The organism is Desulforadius tongensis (genome assembly GCF_016907915.1).
GTDB lineage: Bacteria > Bacillota > Desulfotomaculia > Desulfotomaculales > Desulfohalotomaculaceae > Desulforadius > Desulforadius tongensis.
Map to the genome: position 1 here is coordinate 1 of NZ_JAFBCW010000015.1, position 24059 is coordinate 24059.

Annotated in this window: 19 protein-coding genes; 8 read left to right on the forward strand and 11 right to left on the reverse strand. The window is 47.5% G+C overall.

The features are described from left to right. Nucleotides 1-68: 68 nt before the first annotated feature. Genes JOC37_RS07255 through JOC37_RS07270 form a run of 4 tightly spaced genes read right to left on the reverse strand, consistent with a single transcriptional unit; the run spans nt 69 to nt 3746 of the window. A complete protein-coding gene (locus JOC37_RS07255; RefSeq protein WP_204617552.1) occupies nt 69-851 on the reverse strand; it encodes an endospore germination permease in 783 nt (260 codons plus the stop codon). After that, nucleotides 844-1065 (reverse strand): hypothetical protein, encoded by a 222-nt coding sequence (locus tag JOC37_RS07260; protein ID WP_204617553.1) that lies wholly within the window; start codon nt 1063-1065, stop codon nt 844-846. The genes JOC37_RS07255 and JOC37_RS07260 overlap by 8 nt, the downstream gene beginning before the upstream one ends. A 3-nt stretch (nt 1066-1068) precedes the next feature. Beyond that, complete coding sequence (locus JOC37_RS07265; protein WP_204617555.1) at nt 1069-2232, reverse strand: Ger(x)C family spore germination protein; 1164 nt, start codon at nt 2230-2232, stop codon at nt 1069-1071. A 5-nt stretch (nt 2233-2237) separates the two neighbouring features. After that, a complete protein-coding gene (locus tag JOC37_RS07270) occupies nt 2238-3746 on the reverse strand; it encodes a spore germination protein (RefSeq protein ID WP_204617557.1) in 1509 nt (502 codons plus the stop codon). 150 nt (nt 3747-3896) lie between these two features. On the opposite strand from JOC37_RS07270, the gene JOC37_RS07275 reads away from it, so the two are divergent. From JOC37_RS07275 to JOC37_RS07300, 6 genes are all read left to right on the forward strand, one after another. Next, complete coding sequence (locus tag JOC37_RS07275; RefSeq protein WP_204617558.1) at nt 3897-5888, forward strand: UvrD-helicase domain-containing protein; 1992 nt, start codon at nt 3897-3899, stop codon at nt 5886-5888. Continuing rightward, nucleotides 5881-8088, forward strand: coding sequence for a UvrD-helicase domain-containing protein (locus tag JOC37_RS07280; RefSeq protein WP_204617560.1), 2208 nt, complete (start codon nt 5881-5883; stop codon nt 8086-8088). Before JOC37_RS07275 ends, JOC37_RS07280 begins: the two co-directional genes overlap by 8 nt. Further along, entirely contained in the window at nt 8075-8887 is an 813-nt protein-coding gene (locus JOC37_RS07285; RefSeq protein WP_204617562.1) for a PD-(D/E)XK nuclease family protein, read from the forward strand. Before JOC37_RS07280 ends, JOC37_RS07285 begins: the two co-directional genes overlap by 14 nt. Next, nucleotides 8868-11141, forward strand: a complete 2274-nt coding sequence (recJ, locus tag JOC37_RS07290; RefSeq protein ID WP_204617564.1) for a single-stranded-DNA-specific exonuclease RecJ — start codon at nt 8868-8870, stop codon at nt 11139-11141. Before JOC37_RS07285 ends, recJ begins: the two co-directional genes overlap by 20 nt. A gap of 91 nt (nt 11142-11232) precedes the next feature. Next, entirely contained in the window at nt 11233-12078 is an 846-nt protein-coding gene (locus JOC37_RS07295) for a M48 family metalloprotease (protein ID WP_204617635.1), read from the forward strand. Between the two features lie 133 nt (nt 12079-12211). Then, nucleotides 12212-12892, forward strand: a complete 681-nt coding sequence (locus JOC37_RS07300) for a Crp/Fnr family transcriptional regulator (RefSeq protein WP_204617566.1) — start codon at nt 12212-12214, stop codon at nt 12890-12892. Between the two features lie 222 nt (nt 12893-13114). On the opposite strand, the gene JOC37_RS07305 is transcribed toward JOC37_RS07300, so the two are convergent. Then, entirely contained in the window at nt 13115-15463 is a 2349-nt protein-coding gene (locus tag JOC37_RS07305; protein WP_204617568.1) for a transglycosylase domain-containing protein, read from the reverse strand. Nucleotides 15464-15629: 166 nt separating this feature from the next. Between JOC37_RS07305 and tyrS the strand changes: the two genes are divergently transcribed. After that, nucleotides 15630-16859: a tyrosine--tRNA ligase gene (gene tyrS, locus JOC37_RS07310; RefSeq protein ID WP_204617570.1), complete on the forward strand. Its 1230-nt coding sequence runs from the start codon at nt 15630-15632 to the stop codon at nt 16857-16859. Between the two features lie 177 nt (nt 16860-17036). Here tyrS and JOC37_RS07315 read toward each other — a convergent pair whose 3' ends face one another. Together JOC37_RS07315 and JOC37_RS07320 are read right to left on the reverse strand one after the other, a co-directional pair. Then, entirely contained in the window at nt 17037-17453 is a 417-nt protein-coding gene (locus tag JOC37_RS07315) for a putative toxin-antitoxin system toxin component, PIN family (RefSeq protein WP_204617572.1), read from the reverse strand. Next, on the reverse strand, nt 17450-17737 hold the full coding sequence (locus JOC37_RS07320) for a type II toxin-antitoxin system Phd/YefM family antitoxin (RefSeq protein ID WP_204617574.1): 288 nt from the start codon (nt 17735-17737) through the stop codon (nt 17450-17452). Before JOC37_RS07320 ends, JOC37_RS07315 begins: the two co-directional genes overlap by 4 nt. Before the next feature lie 223 nt (nt 17738-17960). On the opposite strand from JOC37_RS07320, the gene yunB reads away from it, so the two are divergent. After that, nucleotides 17961-18638 (forward strand): sporulation protein YunB, encoded by a 678-nt coding sequence (gene yunB, locus JOC37_RS07325; RefSeq protein WP_204617576.1) that lies wholly within the window; start codon nt 17961-17963, stop codon nt 18636-18638. A gap of 51 nt (nt 18639-18689) precedes the next feature. Here yunB and JOC37_RS07330 read toward each other — a convergent pair whose 3' ends face one another. The 4 genes from JOC37_RS07330 to JOC37_RS07345 all read right to left on the reverse strand — a co-directional run bounded on the left by JOC37_RS07330 (nt 18690) and on the right by JOC37_RS07345 (nt 24050). Further along, on the reverse strand, nt 18690-18791 hold the full coding sequence (locus JOC37_RS07330) for a methionine/alanine import family NSS transporter small subunit (protein WP_204617578.1): 102 nt from the start codon (nt 18789-18791) through the stop codon (nt 18690-18692). A gap of 1 nt (nt 18792) precedes the next feature. Then, complete coding sequence (locus JOC37_RS07335; protein WP_204617580.1) at nt 18793-20292, reverse strand: sodium-dependent transporter; 1500 nt, start codon at nt 20290-20292, stop codon at nt 18793-18795. 252 nt (nt 20293-20544) lie between these two features. Beyond that, nucleotides 20545-22317 (reverse strand): NADH-dependent [FeFe] hydrogenase, group A6, encoded by a 1773-nt coding sequence (locus tag JOC37_RS07340; RefSeq protein WP_204617581.1) that lies wholly within the window; start codon nt 22315-22317, stop codon nt 20545-20547. A 20-nt stretch (nt 22318-22337) separates the two neighbouring features. Further along, nucleotides 22338-24050 carry a NuoF family protein gene (locus tag JOC37_RS07345; RefSeq protein ID WP_204617583.1) on the reverse strand — a complete coding sequence of 571 codons (1713 nt, stop codon included), beginning with the start codon at nt 24048-24050 and terminating at the stop codon, nt 22338-22340. Between the last annotated feature and the right edge of the window lie 9 nt (nt 24051-24059).

Here is a 24059-nt window from a genome sequence, read left to right on the forward strand (position 1 = left end):
AGGTTTATCAGGAGCCGTATACGAGGCCCGTACGTACGGTTCTGTGAGAGGGATAACGCCGTAGCAAATTACTGCGGCGTTACCCTACTCGATCTTTGTGCCGCGTTATGGGCGGGAAAATAGTTGCTCGAAGCTGACTCCACCCCGATGGTTAAAACCTCTGCCAGGGAAGTGGCCAGCAGCAGCCCCCCGCCGATCATTAAGCCTAAGGTGAAAACTTTATGGGCGGCTTTACTTTTCAACCCGGAAAAGACCATCATACATATTACCGCTTCAGCCAGCGGGAAGGAGAAGGTGGAAAAGGCACCTTTTAAAACCGGCGCCATCCCGTTGTACAGCACCGGGCGGATATTTTTTATTTCCCATTCCGGGACCATCAGCAGGATGGTAAAAATGATCATTATTATCATTATGCACAGGAAACATTCTCCCACCCGGCTCAATACTTCAATGCCCTCTTTTAATGACCAGACGCATAAAATAACCAGTCCCGCCAGGGGAGCCAGCATGGGGGTTTCCGGAAAAGCCACGATAGTGATAAACTCGGTGAAAGTTCTTAAAACAAGGGCTCCTAACAAAAGGGCAAACCAAATATAAATGAGGCTGATTAAATTACCTATCACAGCACCGAAAACTATTTTGGCAATGTCAAATAAATCCTTTCCCGGGTAAAGGGAGAGAATTCTGGCATAAACGGACAGTACAGCGTAAGCCGGCAGAACGGCTAATAAAATGGCCAGCCAAAAATCCTTTTCTGCCGTTATCCCGCTGGTAAATACCAGGGAATCGCCGATGATTACAAAGGTAACCAGGGTGATGCCCTGCTTTTGCGAGATTATTTCTTTATTCACCGCTGATTCCTCCAATAAATAATGACAGGGACTGTTCAATTACACGGGCCGCACTGGGAATTTTAATACCGGAATTAAGCAGCAGGCTGATTATTAGAGAGAATAAAAACACGGCAGTATTAAAGGCTGCTTCCTTTTTTTGATTATTTTTATACAGGGGGAATATTTCTATAAATCCCAGTATTAGGTAAGCCAGCGTTATTACCAGGTACATAAATCAATCTCCCACTTTAATGCTCCTTGATGTTAAAGCGCTGCTCCTGATATCAATGTTTATATTTATGTCTGTGTCCAGCTGGGGGAATATTTCATCCCAATTGGGCTCCATTTGTTTCCATAATGAGGGCATTTCCCTTTGTATGAGTTGGCCGAAGCCAAATACATCACTTTGGTAACTTTGTGCTTTTTTGATGGCGTTTTGCAGGCGCCTTTTCATCTCTTCAACGACGGCCTGTTTTATTTCACTTTCTACCTTTTTATCTAAGAGATCCGCGCCGGCGGCATCAATCTCTGCTATGGCCGCTTCCATATTTATATTAACATTCATAACAAGCCGGTCATCTTTGTAAACCGGTTTTATTTTAGTCTTAGCGTCAAATATTTCCAAGGTAATCTTTGTCTGCTTGCCCTTGATGTTAGCTAATTCTTCTATCAGCGCGCCGCCCTTCATTTCGTTCCTCAACCATAACAACCCCCTGGTTTCAGAACCGTTAAACCAACCCACCTGTGTGTCTTTTTTAAAAATTGCTGTGCCGTGCATTTGAGGCTTTGTTTTTCCTTTAACCGTTACGGTGTTAACGGTGGCCGCGGCGGCTGAAATGCCCTTGGCAGACAGGTCGTTTATAAATTCCCATAACTCAAAGGAGGGATACGTGGATAAGCTTTTTTTGTTTTTTAACATATCTTCCAGTTGAAATGAAACAATACTTTCTATTTCCACGCTGCTTTCTAATATTTCCCCGGCGGTTTTTTCCCTGGAGATAATTAAAAACATATCCGGCCTTACCTCCGCGTCTCTGTTTATCCAATCAATAATGGGGACAATATTTTCCTGGGCAATTTCTTTACTGACGATAATTACCTTGGCGTGACTCCAGTATAATTTTTTACCTGTGAGGGCGATGAAGTTGCGTATGGCGCTGAAGATTGTATCACCCTTCATTTTTACAGTAGTTGATTTTATCTGCATTTCTTTTTCCTGGGCCTGGGGTTTGATGATTTCTACCGTTAAAAGGTATTTGCCGTCTTTGGGGTCTTTATCTACCGCCAGGCCGGCTGCTATAGCCAAATCTTCCACTTCTTTGTAATTCCAGCAGCCTGCCGGTATCAGCATATTTACAAGCAGCATGAAGGTAAGAAGCATTACTTTTGCTTTCCGCAATGATACTACCTTCTTTCAATAAGCCTGGGGCCGGATTTACGCAGCATGTTTTTGGTCATTAACTTTGGTCGAAAATACATGGCGTACCAGGGGGCCCTTACTGCCGTATCTTTCAAGTCCCGTACGTTTATGGAGCTGACATTTAACATGTAGGGAACACCGAAAGAGCGCATGGACATTAAGTGAATAAACAGGCCGATTACGCCGAAAATGTAACCGTACAATCCTAAAACAGATGATAATAGTAAAAGGATTATTCGCACTAGAATTAAAGCTCCCAGCATTTCTGTGATTAAATAACTGGTGATGCCGGTTAAGGCCACCACTATAATCATGGGGGCGCTGGCAAACTTAGCGGTAACCGCTGCCTCTCCCAGTACCAGCGCCCCCACGATGCTTACCGTTTGGCCGATGGGGGTTGCCAACCGGACTCCTGCTTCTCTCAGCATTTCAAAGGTGACCAGCATGGCCGCTGCTTCCACCACTGTGGGAAAGGGCACTCCTTCCCTGGAAGCAGCGATGCTGAGCAAAAGCGGCGTGGGTATCATTTCCTGGTGATAGGTGGTTAAGGCTAAAAAAATGCTCGGCACGCTGATGGTTAAGAAAAATGAAAAGTAGCGCAGCATTCTGTTGATTGAAGCAAAAATAAAGTTATTATAATAATCTTCGTTTACTTGAAAGGCTTCTATAAATATATGGGGTAAGGTTAAAACAAAGGGGCTGCCGTCGCATACAACGGCAACTCTTCCTTCCAGTAACTTACCGGCCACCGTGTCCGGGCGCTCGGTACTGCCGATTGTTTTAAAGGGTGACAGGGGCGAATCTTTTATTAATTCTTCTATATAACCGGAATCAAGCACACCGTCTATGTTTATATTGTCCAGCCTTTTTTCCAGTTCGTTTATTATTTTTGCGGGGGCCAGCCCTTCTATGTAGCATATGCAGATGGTGGTTTTGGTACGGGTGCCCAACTGTTTAAATTCAAATTTCAAATCTGTGGTTAACAGCTTTCTGCGGATTAAAGAAAGATTGATAATGATAGATTCGGTAAAGCCCTCCCGTGCCCCCCGGACTACTTTTTCTGTTTCCGGGGGGGTTATTGATCTTACCTTCCATCCCTTGGTGTCGATGATTAAAATTTCACTAAAACCGTCTACCAGCAGCATTGTATCCCCGTATAATATTGCCTCTGCTAAACAGCTGATGTCAGAGGATTTTTTAACATTACCGGAAATAAGCACTTTATTGACAATGAAATCCAGTATTTTGCTTTGCGGGATGTTTTCATATTCATCCAGGTACATAACGGGCTGCATGATGTTTTCGTTGATGATTTCGCGATCTGCCATTTCATCCACATAGATCAGACAGCATTTTATGTTTTTGTAACCGGCTTTAAAATGCCTGAAAATAATAGTCCGGTCGTGGGAAAAAATTTTTTGAAATAAAGAGATGTTCTGATCAATGGATTTGGTCAGCTTTAAATGAGCGGTATTAAAAAGTTTATTGAACATATGAAAACACCCTTTACCGTTATTTACCTCGTTATTCTAATGTTTCCGAAATATGATATATTATGTAACATTGGCCCGGTGGTTAATAAAGGGAAATAGTTTTCGGGTATGGAAATAAGATATAAATAAAAAAATACGGGGTGTTTGAACTTGAAACAAGTTATCTCCGGACCGCTGGGCAGTGGGAAAACCAGTGCCTTGAAAGAAAAATACCGGCATTTAATTGCCGGCGGGGTTAAATCGGACAATATACTGGTTATGGTTCGCTCATCACTGGATGAGGATAAATGGAGAAAAACCTTAAAAATTCCCGTCAGCGGCACTTTACATATTCACACCTATTTCGGTTTGGTACAAAATCAGCTGACTAAGTTTTGGCCGCTGGTGGAATCAAAGCTGCCCGGCACCAGTAAACTGCTGCAGCCGGTTTTTATGACGGTGGAGGCGTCTCACTACTTAATAAGTACCATGGTGGAGGAAGTGCGCCACAGCGGCGGCTTTGCGGAGGTCAAGTCCACCACTGAAAATATTGCCATTCAGTTAATTGATAACTTGAACCAGGCGGCGGTAAACGGCATATCTTTACCCGCGGCGGCCAAGCGGCTGCACATGCTGGCCGTTTCCAGCGGCGGTGAAGAAAAAACAGCTGCTTACCTTGATGCCATCACGGTGATGAAACAATTCCGGGAAAAGTGTCTTCAAACCCGTAGTATTGACTATTCCCTGGCGGTGGAATTGTTTAACGGTATTTTGATGTCAGACTGCCGGTTCCTTAAATATTTAAAGGAGCAGTGGCGTTATATTATTGTGGATGACATTGAAGAAATGGTACCCACCGCCCAGGATTTAATATTATACCTGCTCAATGATGCTGCAGGTGCTTACATGGGGTATGACCCCGAAGGCGGTCATACGGTGTTTTTTGGCGCTTACCCCGAAGGGGTAAGGCAAAAAATACTGCCCCGGTGTGAGATTAAAGAATTAAAACCGGCGGGGGGAGAGCAAACCAGGGAATTGGCCGCAAATCTGGTCCGGGTTATTACCGGTAAAGCAAGGGAAATGACCGGTTCGCCGGCCCTTAAGGGACAGATTGTTACCGTCCTGCGGGGAGAAATGCTGGAAAAGGTGGTTGGGCAGGTTGAACGGTTAATTGCTTCCGGTACAAAACCCAAAGAAATAGCGGTTATAGCGCCGGTGGTGGACAAGGTGCTGGAATTTAGTCTGCATAATAAGCTGGCAGAACGGGAGATAGGTATTGCTAATTTATCCCGTTCTAAAAGGCTGTTGGATCAACCCTTTGCCAATGCCATGATCACACTGGCGGTGCTGGCCAATCCGGATTGGAAGACGGAAATAAATTTTTCATCCCTGGTTCAGACGCTGTGTTTGTTGTTAAAGACGGATCCGGTACGGGCATCTTTACTGGCGGAAGAAACCTTTAAAAATGATTTAAAGCTGCCCGACCTGGATGAGCTGAATTTAAGGGAACAGGTTGGCTACCGGTACGCGGAACATTACCAGGAACTGAGGCAGTGGGTAGAGCGGAGACGGCAGGACAAACCGGACTTGGAACTGCTGTTTCAACAGGCCTTTGCAGAGCTGCTTTCGCCCCTGCTGCCCGGGGAAGAGGATTTACTGGCCTGCCGCCAGATGATTGATTCGGCGGTTAAACTGCGCCGGGTGTTAAGCTGCTATAATGACGCCCCCCTGGGGCATAACTTTATTGACATGATTCAAAAGGGAACGCTGGCGGCGGAGGTGCTCTACCGCCCGCCTGCCCACCGGAATAAAGTTATTCTTACTTCTCCGCTGAATTTTATATTAAACCCCTATATTGAAAGGGTTAAGTATCAATTTTGGCTGGATATCGGGGGTAACCAGTGGATGAGGGGCATGGCCAAGGAACTGGCCAATCCCTGGGTGCTGTCCCGGCGCTGGACCGGTCACCAGGTGTGGGATGACGGTGTGGATCAAAATATCCGCCGGCAAAAACTGGGCATCCTGGTCAGGGCGCTGCTGGGCAAATGCAGCGAAGGTATATTTGTTGCTTACAGTGAAATAAACAGCCAGGGCTGGGAACAAAACGGGTTACTGGTGGATGTTTTTGACAGCGTGCAGCAGGGGAGGGAAGCAGGTGATTAGTTTAAGACCGGGGCAAAAGGAAGTGGCCCGGTACCGGGGCGGGCTGCTGGCGGTGCCGGCGGTGCCGGGGGCCGGAAAAACCACTGTGCTGGCTCACCTAACGGCGGATTTGATACAAGAGGGATGCAGCGGTTCGGGTAAAATTCTCATTGTAACGGTGATGAACTCTGCGGTGGCTAATTTTCGCAGCCGCATTGGGGATTTTTTGCAGCAGCGGGGGCTGCCCCGGGGTAAAGGGTATGAAGTTAAAACGCTGCATTCCCTGGCCATGACCATATTGAAAGAAAAACCGGAATTTTTACTGATTAACCAAAACTTCCGGATTATTGACGAGGGCGGCCGGTACGAACTGTTAAATGATTTAGTTAAAGAGTGGATGATCACAAACAAAAATTTATGGAAAGAGCCCATTAAAATTAAGAAAAATGACCGGTGGTATCAAAGGGCTTTAGAGAGGTGGGAGCAGAAGGACCTGCCCAATATATTTTGCAGCGGGGTGAGCACCGTTAAATCCACCGGTTTAACGGCGGAACAGGTGCGAAACTTGCAGCAGCGGCTGGATGAAAGGTCGTATTTAAGCTGGGTACTGAGCATTTATCAGCGGTATAACCAGGTATTAAACCGGGAAGGACTGCTGGATTTTGACGACTTAATTGTACAGGCCCTGCGCCTGTTAAAAGAAGACGGCGGGGTACTGGAACGCCTGCAAAATCGCTGGACCTTTTGCTTTGAAGATGAAGCCCAGGATTCCACCCCGCTGCAGGAAGAGATTTTAATGCTGCTGGCTGAAAAATCCGGCAACCTGGTGCGGGTGGGGGATTCCAACCAGGCTATTTTGGGTACCTTTACAGCGGCGGAACCGGAAATATTTCGCCGCTATTGTACCCGGGAAGATGTAAAAAAGGAATCAATTTTATATTCCAGCCGCAGCACAGTACAAATAATTAACCTGGCCAATTACCTGGTGGACTGGACAAATAACTGCCATCCCCAGCAGGAATGCCGGGAGGCGCTGGAAAACCGGCATATTCACCCGGTGGACAAAAGTGCCCCCTACCCCAACCCCAGCACAAAGGGATACACCATTGGGGTGCGGGGATTTAAGGATCAGGCCGCCGAAATTAAGCTGGTGGCCCAACTGGCCGGTGATTATATCAACAGGACCCCCCGGGATACCGTGGCCATACTGGTATCCAACCGGTACGTGCAGCAGGATATGGCCCAGGTGTTAACTGAATTAAATGTTCCCTTCGAGGAAGTGGGTAAAATAACTAACCGGCAGGCGAAAACCATTGTCGATGTGGAAAGGGCTCTGGAGTATCTGGCCCAACCGCACCGGGTCAATTTGCTGGTGGCGCTGGTTAAAAACGTATTTCTCAGCCAGTTAAGTGCAGAGGAAGGCAAATTTTTAACTAAATTGTTTCAAAAATATACCCTGCAGCAGGTGCTTTATCCCATTGGCGGTCAGCTGCCGTGGCTGGAGATGCCCGATGAGCTGTCAGACCCGGCCATTTACACCGGTTTTGTGGAGGGGTTAAAAACCATACAAAAATGGCTGGCGGCCAGTGTACAGCTGCCGCCCGATGAATTGGTGCTGTACCTGGCGGAGGATATGGATTTAGATATGGAACAGCTGGGCATTGCCCATAATTTAGCCTTGTTAATCAGGCAAAAAATGTACCAGCATCCCCACTGGCGGCTGTACGACATTGCTTTGGATTTACCGAGCCTAAAAAGTTCGGTGCGTCATTTTTTGCGGGTGGTCAATGAACAGCAGGGGTTTGAACCCACCCCGGGGGTGATATCGCTGATTACTGCCCACAAGTCCAAGGGGTTGGAATGGGATACCGTTTATTTGACCGGAGTTACTGCGGCGGAATATCCTTCTTCAAGAACAGACAGGTTTAAAAGTGAGATGTGGTACTTGAAGGAAGATTTAAACAATCCCTTGGCGTTAATTAAAGCAGAGCTGAAGTCTTTAACCGGTGAAAGGGTAACTGACCCGCTGTACCAGTTTAAAATTGATGAAATATGCGAACGCTTGAGACTGCTCTATGTGGCTGTCACCAGGGCAAAGAAAAATCTTTTAATAACCTATCACGATAAAAATGTTTTTAACCAGCGGATTGGCCCCAGCCTGGTCCTGAAAGCACTGATGGATCATATATCAAAGGAGCGTGCAGCCAATGATAACGTGTGACGTTAAAGAAATGTATTTCAGCCAGAACTCTTTCAGCACTTATGACTTTTGCAGCCTTAAATTCCGCCGCCGCTATATTGATGGGTTGTACTGGCCGGGCAGCTGGGTAACAGATAACGAAAAGAGGGAGATGGTGGAACAGGGGCAGCTTTTTCACCTGCTGGCCCATCGTTACTACTGCGGCATAGCAATGGGGGAGTTGGAAAGGTATTTAACGGAACCGGTGAGCAGCTGGTTTAAGGAATTGCAGAATTTTCGCCCGCTCACCGCTGGGGCGGTATTTCTGCCGGAGCAGGAACTGCGCTGCCACCAGGATGGGATTAGGCTGGTGGCTAAGTTCGACCTGCTGATGGTACTGCCCGACGGCCGGGCGGTGATATATGATTGGAAGACTGCCCTGGGCAGGCCCAAAAGCCAGTATTATCGGCAGCATATTCAAACCATTGTTTACCGCTATTTGCTGGTTAAAGCCGGCGGTTTTCTTTCCCCCCGGGGGGCGTTTTCTCCTGCAGACATTTCTATGATTTACTGGAATCCCCGCTATCCCAGGCTGGTGGAGCCGCTGGCCTATTCAGAGGACAAATACCAGAGGGATGCGGATATGATTGAGAAGAAGATTAAAGAAATTGAGAGCAGGGACTATGATCAGTTTTATGCCACCGGTGATCAAAAAAAATGCCGGCATTGTGAGTATTCGCCCATCTGCCACGGCAGGCCCATGGCTGCCGACTTATCTGAAGAAGTTGAAGAAGAATTGGATATAGATTGGGATGACATTGATGAAATGCTCTTTGAATAAACGGCACATACCGGCTGAATATTTGCATGCTGTGGGCGGCAGTGAAATTTTAGCCCGGATATTATTAAAGCGGGGTATTACTCCCGGGGAACTGGAAGGATTTTTAAACTGGGAAAAATATACCCCCACCGGGCCGGAAGAATTACCGGGTTTAAGCCGGGCGGTGGATATTGTTAAGCAGGCCCTGGATAAAGGGCAAAAAATTTGTGTATACGGGGATTACGATGTGGATGGAGTTACTTCCACCGTTTTGCTGGTGTCGGTGTTAAAACTCTTAAATGCCGATGTGATTTATAAGGTTCCTGACCGGTTTAAAGAGGGCTACGGGTTAAATGCCGGGGTAATTAAAAAGCTTTGGGACCGGGGGGTTAACCTGATTATTACCTGTGACTGCGGCATTGCTAATGGTGATGAAATTGCACTGGCCAGGGACCTGGGCATGCAGGTGGTGGTTACCGATCACCACCATTTACCGCCGGAACTGCCCGGCGCCGATGCCATTGTAAACTCACAAATGCTGCCCGACGGTCACCGGGCCAAATATATGCCCGGGGTAGCGGTGGCTTACTTTTTGGCTCAAGCGCTGCTGGAACGGTATCATCGCCGGCGGGAAGCAGAGCAGTTTATAGACCTGGTGGCGTTGGGTGTAATTGCCGATGTGGTGCCCTTAAAAGGGGAAAACCGTTATTTTGTACAAAGGGGGCTGCCGGAAATACGCCGGGCCGGGAGGCCGGGTATTGCCGCGTTAATAGAAGTGGCCGGTCTGGATCGGGAGAACATAACGGAAGAAGATATCGGTTTTCAGATGGTTCCCCGTCTTAACGCCGCCGGGCGCATGAAAACAGCCCGGTATGCAGTGGAACTGCTTTTAAGTACCGGTATTGACGGGGCCAAAAAATGGGCCGGCATACTGGATGAACTAAATCAAGCAAGAAAGCAGATAGGCCACCGGATGCTGGAAGAGGCGGAAGCCATGCTGCAGGGTGAGGAGACGGGGCCCATTGTACTTTTCCAACCGCACTGGCATCACGGTATTATCGGTATTACCGCCGGCAGGCTTTGTGAGAAATACCGGGTGCCGGTGATATTGATGGGTCGGAAGGAAGACGGCCAAACAGTGGTGGGTTCCGCCAGGTCGGTGGAGGGTATCCACATCTTTGAGGTGCTGCAGCAGTGTGGAGATTATTTGGACAGGTACGGTGGACACGCCGGGGCGGCGGGATTATCTCTGCACCGGGATAAACTGCCGGCCTTTACCAAGATATGTAAGAGGATACTAACTGAAAAACTGGCGGGAATAAAAGGGAAGGGGAAAATAAAGTATGATTTAGAAATGCCTTTGGCCCAGGCAACCGCTGAACTTTTCTACCAACTGCAAACTTTAGCCCCCTATGGAGAAGGGTGGCCCCAGCCCCTTTTGTACTGCCCCGGTGTTAATGTACTGTCTGCCCGCTTTACCACCGGTAAAAAACACCTGCGGCTGGTACTGGAACACCGGGGGCAAAGGGTGCCGGCCATTCACTGGTGGGGTGCGGACAGCGGTGTGCAGCAGGGAGATCTGCTGTACAGCATTGCTGTTAACCGCTGGCGGGGAGAAGAAAAGGTGCAGTTAGTGGTGAATGAACTTATAACACCGGCGGCACCCCCGGTAAACGAGAGAAAAACTATATTTATTCAACGGGTACTGGATTGCCGGCGGTGGCGGGAACTGGGGGAGAAACCGCCTCAGTTTGCCGGCGCGGTATACTTTTATGAAGGTCTGCCGTTAAAGGATTTTCCCCATCCCACCGCTGATCGTTATTCAATAACAAGGGCCGGGCATCTGGTCCTGTTGAGCTGCCCGCCTAGTAATCAAATTTTTAAAGAAATTATTGCCCTTTCCGGGGCTGAAAATTTAGTTTTGGCCTATTCACCACTGCCCGACCTCTCACCGGCAGAGTGTATCAAGCGGGTTATGAGCTATATTAAATACGTGGATAAAAAACTGGGCGGCAAAACCACTGTTTTTGAACTGGCAGCAATCACCGGGCAGACGGAACTGCTGGTGATGGCGGTAATAAGATTATTAAGGGATAACGGCCTGCTGGAGGTGGGGATAATGGAAAAGGGTAGACTGTCTGTTAAATTAAAACGGGGGGCGGGCTTGAAAACTGCTCCGCCGGTGGAAATAAAAGACATGCTGGCAGAGAGCAGCGCCTACCGCCGGTATATGAACAATATAACCCCGGAATTGTTATTAAAAAATATTAATTAGGGATTTTATTTTTAAATTTTTATGGTACAATTAATATGTGAAGTTGTGTAAATAATTAAATTTTAAATATTTTATTAAGGAGGGAGCTGTCATAAACAACGCTAAAGCATTCATTTTAATGGGTGCATTGAGCATTCTTTTGGTTCTGCTGGGGAATACCATTGGGGGGAAGTCAGGGGCGCTTCTGTTTTTCCTAATTTCTTTGGGAATTAATTTCTTCGGTTATTTTAACAGCGACAAAGTGGCTATTAAAATGACCGGATCACAGCCCATTTCCGAACAGCAGGCGCCGGAACTTTATGCCATGGTGCGCAGGTTGGCAAACCGGGCGGGTTTGCCCATGCCCAGGCTCTACCTCACCCCTTCCCAGCAGCCCAACGCCTTTGCCACCGGCCGCAACCCGGAACATTCCGCTGTGGCCATAACTGAAGGATTATTGAGAATGCTGGATAAGGAAGAGCTGGAGGGAGTTATCGCCCACGAGCTGGCCCACATTAAAAATCGCGACGTGCTGGTGGGCACCATTGCTGCAAGTTTTGCCGGGGCTATCACTATGATCGGCAACATGCTGCAGTGGACGGCTATATTTGGCGGGATGAGCAGCGATGATGAAGAAGAAGGAGGCGTGGGAGGTATTGCCGCGCTGGTGCTGGCTATTTTAGCCCCCATTGCAGCTACGATAATCCAGCTGGCCATATCCCGTTCCCGGGAATATGGTGCCGATGCCACCGGAGCCCAAATTGCCGGCAGTCCCGATGGCTTAGCCGATGCCCTGCTGAAGCTGGAGCGGGCTGCTCACAGTGTACCAATGCAGGTTAACCCCGCTTCCTCACATTTATTTATTGTCAACCCGCTGTCTGGTGCTTCAGTGGCCAGGCTGTTCAGTACCCACCCGCCAATTGAAGATCGGGTGAGAAGATTAAGGCAAATGAAATAACCAGTTCCCGGTTGTTAACAACCGGGTTTTTATATTTTGGAGGTAAAAAGTAAACAATGTGCTATAATAATTTAAGGTGTATTATATGACATTAATTTACTTGTAAGGAAAATCACGGGAGGATGTTGACAAAATGAGCATTAACGGCAGCAGTATCGTAGAAGCACCACCGGATTTAACCGATGTAGAAAAAATGATGATTCGGGAAGCAGGTACAACGGTATATTATTCTAAAGGCCATAATATTTTTTCAGCCGGGGAAGTTTCCGACCGTGTATATTTGATAGAGAGCGGTTATGTGAAAATTTACAGGCTGTCTGCAGACGGCAAAAGGGTAACGGTGGGCAGCATGCGCAGTCCCGGGGAACTGATGGGACTGGCAGAAACGCTGCTGGGAACGGAAAGAACGTGCTTTGCCGGGGCGATTACAAATTCATCCCTGGTGGTACTGCACAAGAATAAATTTGAAGAACTGTTAGCCCGGCAGCCTTTTCTGGGAATAAAAATATCCAAACTGCTGGCAGCCAGAATGAGGGATGCCGAAGGCATCATTCACGAAATGGTGGCCTGGCAGACTCCCGGCAGATTGGCCCTGATGCTGTTGAAAATGGGAGAACGGGCGGGGGTACGAACCAAGAATGGTATTCAAATCAACCTGCCCCTTACCCATGAGGAAATCGCCAGTATGATTGGCGCCTCCAGGCAAACTGTAACCAGCCTGCTCAATACCTTCAAAAGGGAAAAGAGCATTGTACTGGAGAACAGGAATATTATCATCGCTGATCCGGATAAACTGGCATCCTGGCTGACTTAGAGGATAATTACCGTGAATAAAAAAGCCGGCACGTTAGATTTCTTGTGCCGGCTTTTTTATTCGCCGATTTTGCAAAAGTCACCGGCTTAGAACCGCAGCATTTTTCAGGGCAGACATTCATGCTATAGATGGCACCACCAGGGGATGAAAAGCAGGCGGCTCAGTAAGATAACCTTTTCAAAATATAAATACAGAATAAAGGCAGGCCCTTAAGGCCTGCCTTTATTCTGTATTTATATCTTTATCTTTACCGCGGTTCTTTTTATTTTGGAAAGCAGGATTTTCTACTGCCTGGCTGCTGTGCCCCTTTGATGTTTCCAATTCATCTGCCGGTGGGGCCCACGGGTTATCTAAACCCGGCAGCCAGCCTGCTGAATTTTCTGCCGTATGAACATCGCACATTTCAGTGGGAGCCCGCAGCGCATAATCTTCTACCTTTTCACTGACTGTATAAGGCAGCTTAACAAATACTTTGGTTATCCTGTCGGGACAGAATTCATTGGGCAGCTTGCCGGTTTCGGCACAAACCTCCATTAATACATGGGTATCATCTATCTCGGTGGGTACGGTGCCCTTGACAAACCAATCGGTAACCTTGTGCTCATCCGGGGTATGGGGACCGGGCAGCTTACCTGATTTGCTGTCCACCGTTGCTCTAACCAATCCCTGGGGCATGGGGAAGTCCCGGTTGGGGATTCCTTCCAACGCCTTGGTCATCATTTCCTTCCATAAAAATGCGGTATAAGTACCGCCAAAGGGTGTAAACTTCCCTCTTCTTAAGGGATTTCTCTGATCCTTATTACCTATCCAGGTGACCCCTACCAGATCCGGGGTATACCCGGCAAACCAGATGTCGGAAGTACCTCTTCTACCGTCATCAACGGTACCTGTTTTACCGGCCATGATGCGTCCGTTTATACGGGCCCCGGTGCCGGTGCCGTACCGGACAACATCTTTTAACATGTCGGTGATTAACCAAGCGGTGGTTGGCTTCATGGCCCAGTGTTTTTCCGGTTTATTTTCAAACAGCACCGTGCCATCTAATTTTTCCACCCGTCTTATTACGATGGGTTCGGTATAAATACCGTTGTTTGCAAAGGCGCCATAGGCAGCAGCCATCTGCAGCGGTGTTACCCCGTGGGTTAAACCGCCCAGCGCGGCAGATAAGCCCGCCTGTGCAAAGTGTTCTTTACCAAAGCCCAGGCCCTGGGCGTAGGAAAAGGCCCTTTGCGTGCCCACTTCTTTCAATAATTTTACCGATACCACGTTGATGGACTTGGTTAATGCTTTACGCATTGTAATCAGCCCGCGGTAGCGCCTATCGTAGTTTGGCGGAGCATATTTTCCTGTTAACGGCGCGTCGTCAATAATGGAAGCCGGTCCTTTGCCTAAAAATTCAATGGCCGGACTGTAAGAGATAATGGGCTTAAAGATGGAGCCCGGGCGGCGCTGTTCTTTAGTGGCCCTGTTCCAAGCCCGCCGGTTCTGATGCTCCCTGCCGCCCACCAGGGCTTTAACATAACCTGTTTTGGGTTCAAAAATTACGGCGGCACCGTTTGGTTTGATAAGTTCACCATTTTTTTCGTATGCCGGCGGGAAGTTGTTGTCATTAGCCATGGCCTGTTCAGCTGCTTCCTGCATTTTAGGATTTAAAGTGGTATAAACCCGCAGGCCGCCTTTATACACTTCATTGGCATTCAGTTTAAATTTCCCGTTGGGATCTGTTAGCACATCGATAACGTAATCAATAAAATAAGGGTATGGATAATTAACCGGGGAAACCTTACCTTCATTTAATACAATTTCTTTCTTCTTGGCCTCTTCGGCCTCACTGGCGGTGATATAGCCGCATTTTACCATTTGATTCAGTACAATATTGCGCCGTTTTTTGGCGTCTTCAGGGTTTTGGAAAGGGTTATATGCACTGGGGGCCTGGGGCAGACCGGCCAGCAGCGCCGCTTCTTCCAGTGTTAACTGGCCTACGTCCTTGCTGAAGTAGGTTTGCGCGGCGGCTTGAATGCCGTAGGCCCCTTCACCCAAGTAAATACCGTTGAGATATTTCTCCAGTATTTCATCTTTGGTAAAATGCCGTTCCATTTGCACTGCTAAGATAGCTTCTTGGATTTTGCGTTTAAAACTTTTAGCGTTGCCGATGTCAATGGATTGGCGAACTAACTGCTGGGTGATGGTACTGGCTCCTTCTTTAAGACTGCCGGACTTAATGTCAGCCCAAGCTGCACCCAGGATGCGGTATGGATCTATACCGTGATGCTTATAAAAACGATTGTCTTCTACGGCTAAAAAAGCCTGCTTAACTATTTCCGGCACATCGTCGATGTCCACCGGTTCGCGGTTTTCCACACCCACTCTGGCCACGAAATTATCGTTTTCATCGTAAATGTCAGTGGAAGCAGAAAAGTTTATATCTTCAGGATTAAAGGTGGGCATATCGGTTACACTGCTGTAGACCAGGGCAGCAGCGGCACCACTGGCGGCCATAATAACTAAAAATAAAATTAATAAGGCCAAACGCATGACGTTGAGTTTTTTACGGCGTTTTTTCTTAGCCAAGGTAAATCCTCCTTCGGCCTGGTATCGTTCATAATCGATTATAACACAGCGGTACAAATATTTTGTAGATAATTTTTACCTGCCTTGTCACGGCTTGTAACATTTTGGTATAATGTTTTATGTTTAGCATTTTGGCAATGTTAATCTGAAAGGAGCCGGTGCTGTTATGCCTAACATAGAACAGGATTTAGAAAAACAGTTAAAAGAAATTCGCCGTGGGGCGGTGGAGATTATACCGGAAAATGAGCTGGTGGAAAAGTTAAAGAAGTCTATCCGGGACAATAAGCCGCTGAAAATAAAACTGGGCTTGGATCCCACTGCACCGGATATTCACCTGGGACATACGGTGGTGCTGCAGAAACTGCGTCAATTTCAGGACTTTGGCCACCAGGTGATTATCATCCTTGGTGATTACACCGGTCGCATTGGTGATCCCACCGGTAAGTCTGAAACCAGAAAGCAGTTGACGGAAGAAGAGGTGCTGGCCAATGCCCGTACTTATAAAGAACAGATATTTAAAATTCTTGATGCGGAGAAAACCCGCGTGGAATTCAACAGCAAATGGTTGGCACCGTTAACCTTTGCGGATGTAATTAATTTGTCTGCCAAATATACCGTGGCCCGGATGCTGGAGCGGGATGACTTTCACAAGCGTTATAAGAATAATTTGCCCATCAGTATTCACGAGTTTTTCTACCCGTTAATGCAGGGTTACGACTCGGTGGCTTTGGAAGCGGATGTGGAGCTGGGGGGAACGGATCAAAAATTTAACCTGCTGATGGGCAGGCACCTGCAGAAGGAATATGGGCAGGAACCGCAGGTGGCCTTAATGATGCCGATACTGGAAGGTTTAGACGGCGTCAATAAAATGAGTAAAAGTTTGAACAACTATGTCGGTATTAATGAAGCCCCCGGCGAAATGTACGGTAAAGTTATGTCTATGCCCGATGAACTGCTGGTGCGTTATTTTGAACTGGTGACCCGGGTGCCGGTGGAAGAGGTACGGGAGATAGAAGCGGGTTTAAAAGATGGACGCCTGCATCCCAGGGATGTAAAAATGCGCCTGGCCAGGGAGATAGTTACCATTTACCATGGAGAAGAAGAAGCCCGGCAGGCAGAAGAAGCCTTCAAGCGGGTGTTCCAAAAGAGGGAACTGCCGGAAGAAATTCCGCAGTTTAAAGTAACAGGTGAGGTAAAAGAAGGTGACCAGGTAGTGCTGCCCAAACTGCTGGTGCAGGCCAAGTTGGTGGTAAGCAGCAGCGAGGCCAGAAGAATGGTTAAGCAAAATGCGGTTAAGATAAACGGGCAGTTGGTAACGGATCCCAACCTGAGATTCACCCCGGAACCGGGAACCGTTATCAAAGTAGGGAAGAGGAAGTTTGTTAAATTGGTATAAGGATTACTAAGGCACGTGACTTTGCATGTGTTAAATATATACAATAGTTTTACCCAAATTAACCTGCATTGACAAGCGTTTTTTTCGCACCGCCGGGGGGTTTTTCCCCTAACCCCCCCTTTACTCTTCGCAAAAATGCAGGTATATTAATGGTTTGAGGCCGTTATCTGGCTAAAACTAACAAAATTTGGATAAAAATTCGATTGGCTTAAGTATTTTTATGCCTTCAAACTCTTTCAAATTCAACAAATGCTCATCGCCAGAAATAATTACTTCTGCTTTGGCCTCTAACGCACACTCTAAGAAAATATTATCATCCGGGTCTTCAACAATAGCTTTTATACGAAAATCAGGATTAACTACGCTGGTGTGCTCCAACTCAACTAATCCGGATATTATTTCGTACCTTTCTTGCGGCGAGCCTATGCCTTTAAACTTTGGTCTTAATAAAACCGAAATGTATTCTTCAACTATTTCTGCAGTTATACATACAATAATACAATTAGACATCCATAAATCCAAAATTTGGGCAGGATGGCTTTTAGAAGAAATAAGTCCTGAAATTAGTACGTTGGTATCAATTACAACCTTCATTCATTCTTACCTCTTTTTGCCTTTCTATAGTTCGCTATCTCTTTTGCTACATCACATTCGGTTAATCCGGCATCTTCAGCTTGCCCCCTAGCCTTTTCAACGGCTAACTTCAAAACTAACTGTTTATTCTCTTTTTCTGCCTTGTAAAGCCTGATGTATTCGTCATATCGCAAGAGAACACTTTTAGGTTCCGAATTTACCGTTATTATTACTGGTTTATCCAAAGTTTCAATTAATGACGATAATTTAGGTCGAGCCTCGTTAATTCCGATTATTTTTTCCATAAAGGTAAACCTCCATGTATTATTTTAGGTTTGCCTTTATTATACTATCGCCATCTTAAATGTCAATAAACGAGAAGCCGCTGTTTCATACAGAAGGCTTGGAGTTACCACTGGAAGCCGCGCAGCCTTGTGCCCGCGGCAGCTCACAACTCCTTATTTTTTATGCCGCAAAACTATCACGTTAAGAACTAAACGCACATATATATAAACTGGAGGTGAGTGCATGTTTAAAAGAAGGCGGCGGATCTCCGGTACAACCTTTTTTATTGTCCTGCTGATAGTTTCCGTTGGGTTGATATACTGGTATGTGGATAAAAATCTGCGCCCCAGCATCATTGCCATTGCTGAATCCAGAGCCAACCTGATGGTTAATGATGTGGTAAGTGAAGCGGTGCAGCAAAAAGTGGCGGAAGAAAATGTGTGCTATGAAGATTTAATCAATTTACATAAAGACAGCAGCGGCAAAATTGTAATGATGCAGGCCAACACGATACGAATAAACCAGCTGGCCACCGACATAACGCTGGAAGTGGACAAGGCACTGCGGCAGATTGAACATGAAAACATAGAAATATCATTGGGCCAAACCATGGGCAGCCACTTTTTAGCAGACTTTGGCCCGCGCATTAATGTCAGCATTTTGCCCGTGGGAAGTGTTAATGTTCTTGTATCAGATAAATTTGATTCCACCGGTATTAACCAGACCAGGCATCAAATAACATTGGATTTAAAAACTAGAGTAGCAATTGCCGTTCCCTTTTACCAAAGGGACATTAATGTACATACCGTTGTTCCCCTGACCGAAAGTATTATTGTGGGTGATGTGCCGGAAACCTGGGTCAGCATACCGGGTGGTTTGCTTGGGGGCGGCAGTTTAAGTGAAACAATGCTGGAAAAATAATTTTAATAATATCAAAAACCCTGATCAAATTACTGATCAGGGTTTCGATTACTAGTTATGTCTGTTTTTCATAGCCACGTTGATACAGTACGCGGCACCACCCCACAGCATAACCATGGCAAATATCATCATGACGATGGCACTACCGGACATATTATTCTACCTCCTTAATTAAAGACTGCTCGTCTTTCCACTTCAAGGCAGACAGGAGGAAACCACCAACTATTACAACAACCATTACAACCCAACCGAACCATAACAGGGCATCTTGGGGATAATCGCCGTAGGGGGTGGTTAAATCTCCCTTTAGGTTCATAACTGCCATGTAACCCAGTACCACCGGTGTAATAATTTTCAGGGCAAACTGCCACCAGCTGCCCACCTTGAGTTCGGAAATGGGGTTGACATGATCTTGAATGGACTTCAAATTAAACAACCAGCCGATGAGAATAACTTCGATTAAGCCGCCAAATACAATGCCGAAACTGTTGATAAAGTGGTCTACAATGTCCAGAATGTACAGCCCCGCTCCGGTGGCAAACAGCAGGCTGCAGGTAGTGGCCACTGCGGTATAAATAATTACAGCTGGTTTGCGGGCTAAGTTAAACTTGTCCATAAAAGCGGCTATGGCAGCTTCATTAATGGATATTAACGAAGACAAGCCGGCAAAGGTTAAAGACAGGAAGAATAAAATACCGAATAACGGTGCCAAGCTGCCCAGGGTGCTAATGGCGGCAGGGAACGAGATAAATGCCATACCAACACCGCCGCTGCCTGCTACTTCTGCCACCGGTTTTCCCTGGATAAGGGCCATATGTCCAACAACACCAAATACGGCAATACCGGCCAGCAGACTGAAACCGCAGTTAATGAATGCGGTCATAAACGCGTTGTTGACAATGTCGGATTTCTTGGGCAGGTAACTGGAATAAGCGATCATAATACCAAAAGCAATACTTAGGGTAAAGAAAATTTGTCCATAAGCTGCGGTCCAAATTTTATAATCTAAAATTTTACTGAAATCCGGCTGGAATAAGTAATTCAAACCTTCCGCAGCACCGGGCAGTGTAACGCCGCGAACGGCCATTAATATGGTCATGATGAAAAGAACGGGCATTAAAATTTTATTTGCCTTTTCAATACCGCCTTTTACGCCGCCAAACAGGGCCAAGAAGGTAACACCCCACGCTATTAACAGGGGTAATAAAATATTAGTGCGCAGTCCGCCCAGATCAAAGGGCCCTTCGGTTAAACCAAGGAATTGACCGAAGAAGAAACCTCCCGGGTCATCTCCCCAAGCCTGGGATAAAGAGTAGCCCACGTAGGAAATAGCCCAGGCAATAATAACTACGTAATAGACCGCAATAAAGAAACATACCAAAACCTGCCACCAACCGAGCCATTCCCACCTGCGGTTTAACTTGGCTAAGGTGAGAGGAGCAGAGCCGCGGAATTTATGACCGATACCAAATTCGAGCACTAAAATAGGAATTCCCGCGGTTAACAGGGCAAATAAGTAAGGAATAAAGAACGCTCCACCGCCATTTTCCGCTGCCATGTAGGGAAAGCGCCAGATGTTGCCCAAACCGATGGCAGAACCCACTGCAGCCAGAACAAACCCGGCCCGGGTACCCCATTGTTCACGTTTTGCCAATTAAAATACCTCCTCATTATATAACTCTTATATTTATTATATTAAAGTGATAAATAGAGCCTGTAGAGAACCACCTCCTTGATGAGTGGACAAGTGTTTATAAAAAATAAATTGACTACATTATTCGATAGAATTAAAAAAATTCCTTTCAATTTAGGTGTTTAAATAATTGACAGTTTGTGGATGAGCTGCTGATGTAAAAGCCCGCCGGATGATGGCGGGCTTTTAAACACTTTATTTACAGCTGACCGGTTAGTGATCGCTGCCTTCCGGTATTCCTTCCGGCTTGCGATATACACCCCGGGGTACATAGTGGGTATGCAGCAGTTTGTGGGACAGTTCGCCCAGCGGCTCACCCAGGTAGTTTTTATAGAGGGCGGTGATGGCCGGGTTTTCATGGGACTTGCGGATAGGCAGGTCTTCATCTATCTTGTAAGTTCCGGCGATACGGGCCAACCTAACCTCCAGGTTGGTGGGAATGGGCTGGCCGCCGCCGCCGATACAACCGCCGGGGCAGCACATAACTTCGATGAAGTGGTAATCGGCCTTGCCCTCTCTAATCAGATCCAGCAGCTTGCGGGCGTTGCCCAGGGTGTGAGCCACCGCCACTTTAACATCCAGGTCGCCAATTTTAACGGTGGCTTCTTTAATACCTTCCATACCGCGTACAGCAGTGAAGTTAATGTCAGGCAGTTCTTCTTTGGTAATTAACTCGTAAGCGGTGCGCAGGGCGGCCTCCATAACACCGCCGGTAACCCCGAAGATAACTGCGGCACCGGTGGATATGCCCAGCGGGTCATCGTAGTTTTCCTCCGGCAGGGAATCCCAATCGATACCCGCGTTGCGGCACATGCGGGCCAGTTCCCGGGTGGTGAGAACTACATCAACATCCTGGTACCCGCTGTCTGCCATTTCATCCCGCTGGGCTTCGAATTTTTTGGCGGTGCAGGGCATAATGGACACACTGTAAATGTTTTCAGCGGCAATACCAGCATGTTTGGGATAATAGTCCTTAATTAGTGCTCCCAGCATTTGCTGCGGTGACTTACAGGTGGAGAGGTGGGGGAGCAGGTCTGGGTAGTAATGCTCAATGTATTTAATCCAACCGGGACTGCAGGAGGTAATCATCGGTAATGTACCGCCGGTGGTGATGCGCTGGATTAACTCCGTACCCTCTTCCATAATAGTCAGGTCGGCGGAAAAGTCGGTGTCAAATACCTTGTCGAAGCCCAGGCGTCTCAATGCGGCCACCATTTTGCCGGTGCTGATGGTGCCGGGTTCCTTACCGAATTCCTCCGCAATGGCAACACGGGTAGCAGGGGCTGTTTGTACCACAACGTGTTTATTGGGATCGGATAAGGCGGCCCATACTTTGTCGGTGTCGTCTTTTTCGGTGATGGCACCGGTGGGGCACACCAGCGAGCACTGCCCGCACATAGTACAGTTAACATCCATCAGCCCCTGTCCGAAGGGCGGGGCAATTATCGTTTCAAAGCCGCGGTTAACCGGTCCGATGGCTTTAACGCCCTGTACCTTTTCACAGACGGCAACACAGCGGCGGCAAAGTATACACTTGCGCGGATCGCGAACAATTGAAGGTGAAGAGTCGTCAATATCCTCGATTTTGGCACTTTTAGCAGCGCCGCGGGTAAAGCGCACTTCTTTTATTCCAAAGGCTTCTGCCAGGGCCTGTAGTTCGCAGTTTGTGTTTCTTAAGCAGGTAAGGCACTCGGCAGGGTGGTCGGAAAGAATCAGTTCCAGCGTCATTTTACGTGATTTCCGAACCAGTTCGGAATTGGTTTTCACTACCATACCCTCAGCTACCGGGGTTACGCAGGCAGCCTGCAGTGCGCGGGCACCTTCCACTTCCACCACGCAGATGCGGCAGGCACCGATGGCGTTGATGTCCTTCATGTAGCAGAGGGTGGGTATTTCGATGCCGACTTTTTTGGCCGCTTCCAGGATGGTAGTACCCTGTTCAACTTCCACCTTCTGGTTATCAATGGTTAAAGTTACTGTTGCCATGCCTAGTTTTCCCTCCTATCCTACGAGGTGGCTTTTTTAGCGCCTCTAATTTTACACACGCCAGCCGGGCAGGTTTTATCTTTAATGTGAGCTTCATACTCATCCCGGTAGTATTTCAAAGTGCTGAGAATGGGATTGGGGGCTGTTTGACCTAACCCGCAAAGTGCAGATTGTTTAATCATATATGCCAGTTCTTCCAGCAGTTCAATATCGCCTTCACGTCCCAGCCCTTTGGATATGCGTTCCATAATTTCCAACATCCGCTTGGTACCGATGCGGCAGGGTGTACACTTACCGCAGGATTCATCCTGGGTAAAACCGAGATAAAACTTGGCCAGGTCTACCATGCAGGTGTCTTCGTCGGTGATGATCAGTCCGCCGGATCCAACTATGGAACCCAGTGAGGCCAGAGTTTCGTAGTCCAGCGGGGTATCAAAATGCTCAGCCGGGATGCAGCCGCCGGAGGGTCCGCCGGTTTGGGCTGCTTTAAATTTCTTACCGCTGGCTATACCGCCGCCGATTTCTTCTACGACCTCCCGCAGTTTAATTCCCATGGGAACTTCCACCAGGCCGGAGTTAACAACTTTACCAGCCAAGGCAAATACCTTAGTACCCTTGGACTTGCCCACGCCGATACCGGAGTACCAGTCAGCACCCTTTAAAATAATGGGGCAGATATTGGCCCAAGTTTCCACGTTGTTTATATTGGAAGGCTTGCCAAATAAACCTGAAACGGCGGGGAACGGCGGACGGGGTCTGGGCTCACCGCGTTTACCTTCGGTGGAGGCCATTAAAGCGGTTTCTTCACCGCATACAAAGGCCCCGGCACCTTCGCGAATTTCAATATCAAAGCTGAAGTCAGTGCCTAAAATGTTTTTGCCCAGCAGTCCCTTTTGACGGCAAACTTCCAAGGCCTTTTTGAAATTCCTAATGGCCAGCGGGTATTCTAAACGGATATAAGCGTAGCCCTTGGTGGCGCCGGTGGCATAACCGCAAATGGTCATCGCTTCTATTACGGAGTAGGGGTCGCCGGTAAGTACCGCATTGTCCATAAAGGCACCGGGGTCACCTTCGTCACCGTTACAGATTACATATTTTTGATCGGCCTGCTGATCGGCCATGAACTGCCACTTCAAACCGGTGGGGAAACCGGCACCTCCGCGGCCGCGTAAGCCGGATTTTTTCACTTCGTCAATAACCTGCTGCGGGCTCATTTCTTTCAGAACTTTGGCCAGGGCGGCAAAACCATCCATGCCGATATATTCTTCTATTGAAACGGGATCAATTAAACCGCAGTTGCGCAGGGCAATCTTATGCTGCTTTTTAAAGAAATCCATTTCCGGCATGGTTGCCTGCAGCTCGCCTTTGCTGTTACGGTAGCAGAGGCGCTCAACAAACCTGCCGTTTTTCAAGTGTTCATTAACTATGTCTGCCACATCTTCCGGCTTAACACTGCAGTAATGGTATGCACCGGGGTATACCATTACAACAGGTCCCAATTGACAAGCCCCCATACAACCGGTTTGAATCAGCTTGACAGAGTTTTTCAAACCTTCATCTGCCAGGGCTTTTTCCAGCGCATCCGCCACTGCTTGACAACCGGAGGAGTGACAACCCGTACCACCGCAAACCAGTACATGATACTTGTATTCATCGGTAGGTTCTTCACCTAAACGAGCGGCTAAAGCTTTTTTGGCTTTAATTCTAATTTCTTCCAGTTCTTGAAATGTCATTTGTATATC

Coding starts and splice junctions, on each gene's coding strand:
- JOC37_RS07260 (WP_204617553.1), bottom strand. CDS start 1,065: ATGTACCTGGTAATAACGCTGGCTTACCTAATACTGGGATTTATAGAA.
- JOC37_RS07270 (WP_204617557.1), bottom strand. CDS start 3,746: ATGTTCAATAAACTTTTTAATACCGCTCATTTAAAGCTGACCAAATCC.
- JOC37_RS07285 (WP_204617562.1), top strand. CDS start 8,075: ATGATAACGTGTGACGTTAAAGAAATGTATTTCAGCCAGAACTCTTTC.
- recJ (WP_204617564.1), top strand. CDS start 8,868: ATGAAATGCTCTTTGAATAAACGGCACATACCGGCTGAATATTTGCAT.
- JOC37_RS07300 (WP_204617566.1), top strand. CDS start 12,212: ATGAGCATTAACGGCAGCAGTATCGTAGAAGCACCACCGGATTTAACC.
- tyrS (WP_204617570.1), top strand. CDS start 15,630: ATGCCTAACATAGAACAGGATTTAGAAAAACAGTTAAAAGAAATTCGC.
- JOC37_RS07315 (WP_204617572.1), bottom strand. CDS start 17,453: ATGAAGGTTGTAATTGATACCAACGTACTAATTTCAGGACTTATTTCT.
- JOC37_RS07320 (WP_204617574.1), bottom strand. CDS start 17,737: ATGGAAAAAATAATCGGAATTAACGAGGCTCGACCTAAATTATCGTCA.
- yunB (WP_204617576.1), top strand. CDS start 17,961: ATGTTTAAAAGAAGGCGGCGGATCTCCGGTACAACCTTTTTTATTGTC.
- JOC37_RS07330 (WP_204617578.1), bottom strand. CDS start 18,791: ATGTCCGGTAGTGCCATCGTCATGATGATATTTGCCATGGTTATGCTG.
- JOC37_RS07340 (WP_204617581.1), bottom strand. CDS start 22,317: ATGGCAACAGTAACTTTAACCATTGATAACCAGAAGGTGGAAGTTGAA.
- JOC37_RS07345 (WP_204617583.1), bottom strand. CDS start 24,050: ATGACATTTCAAGAACTGGAAGAAATTAGAATTAAAGCCAAAAAAGCT.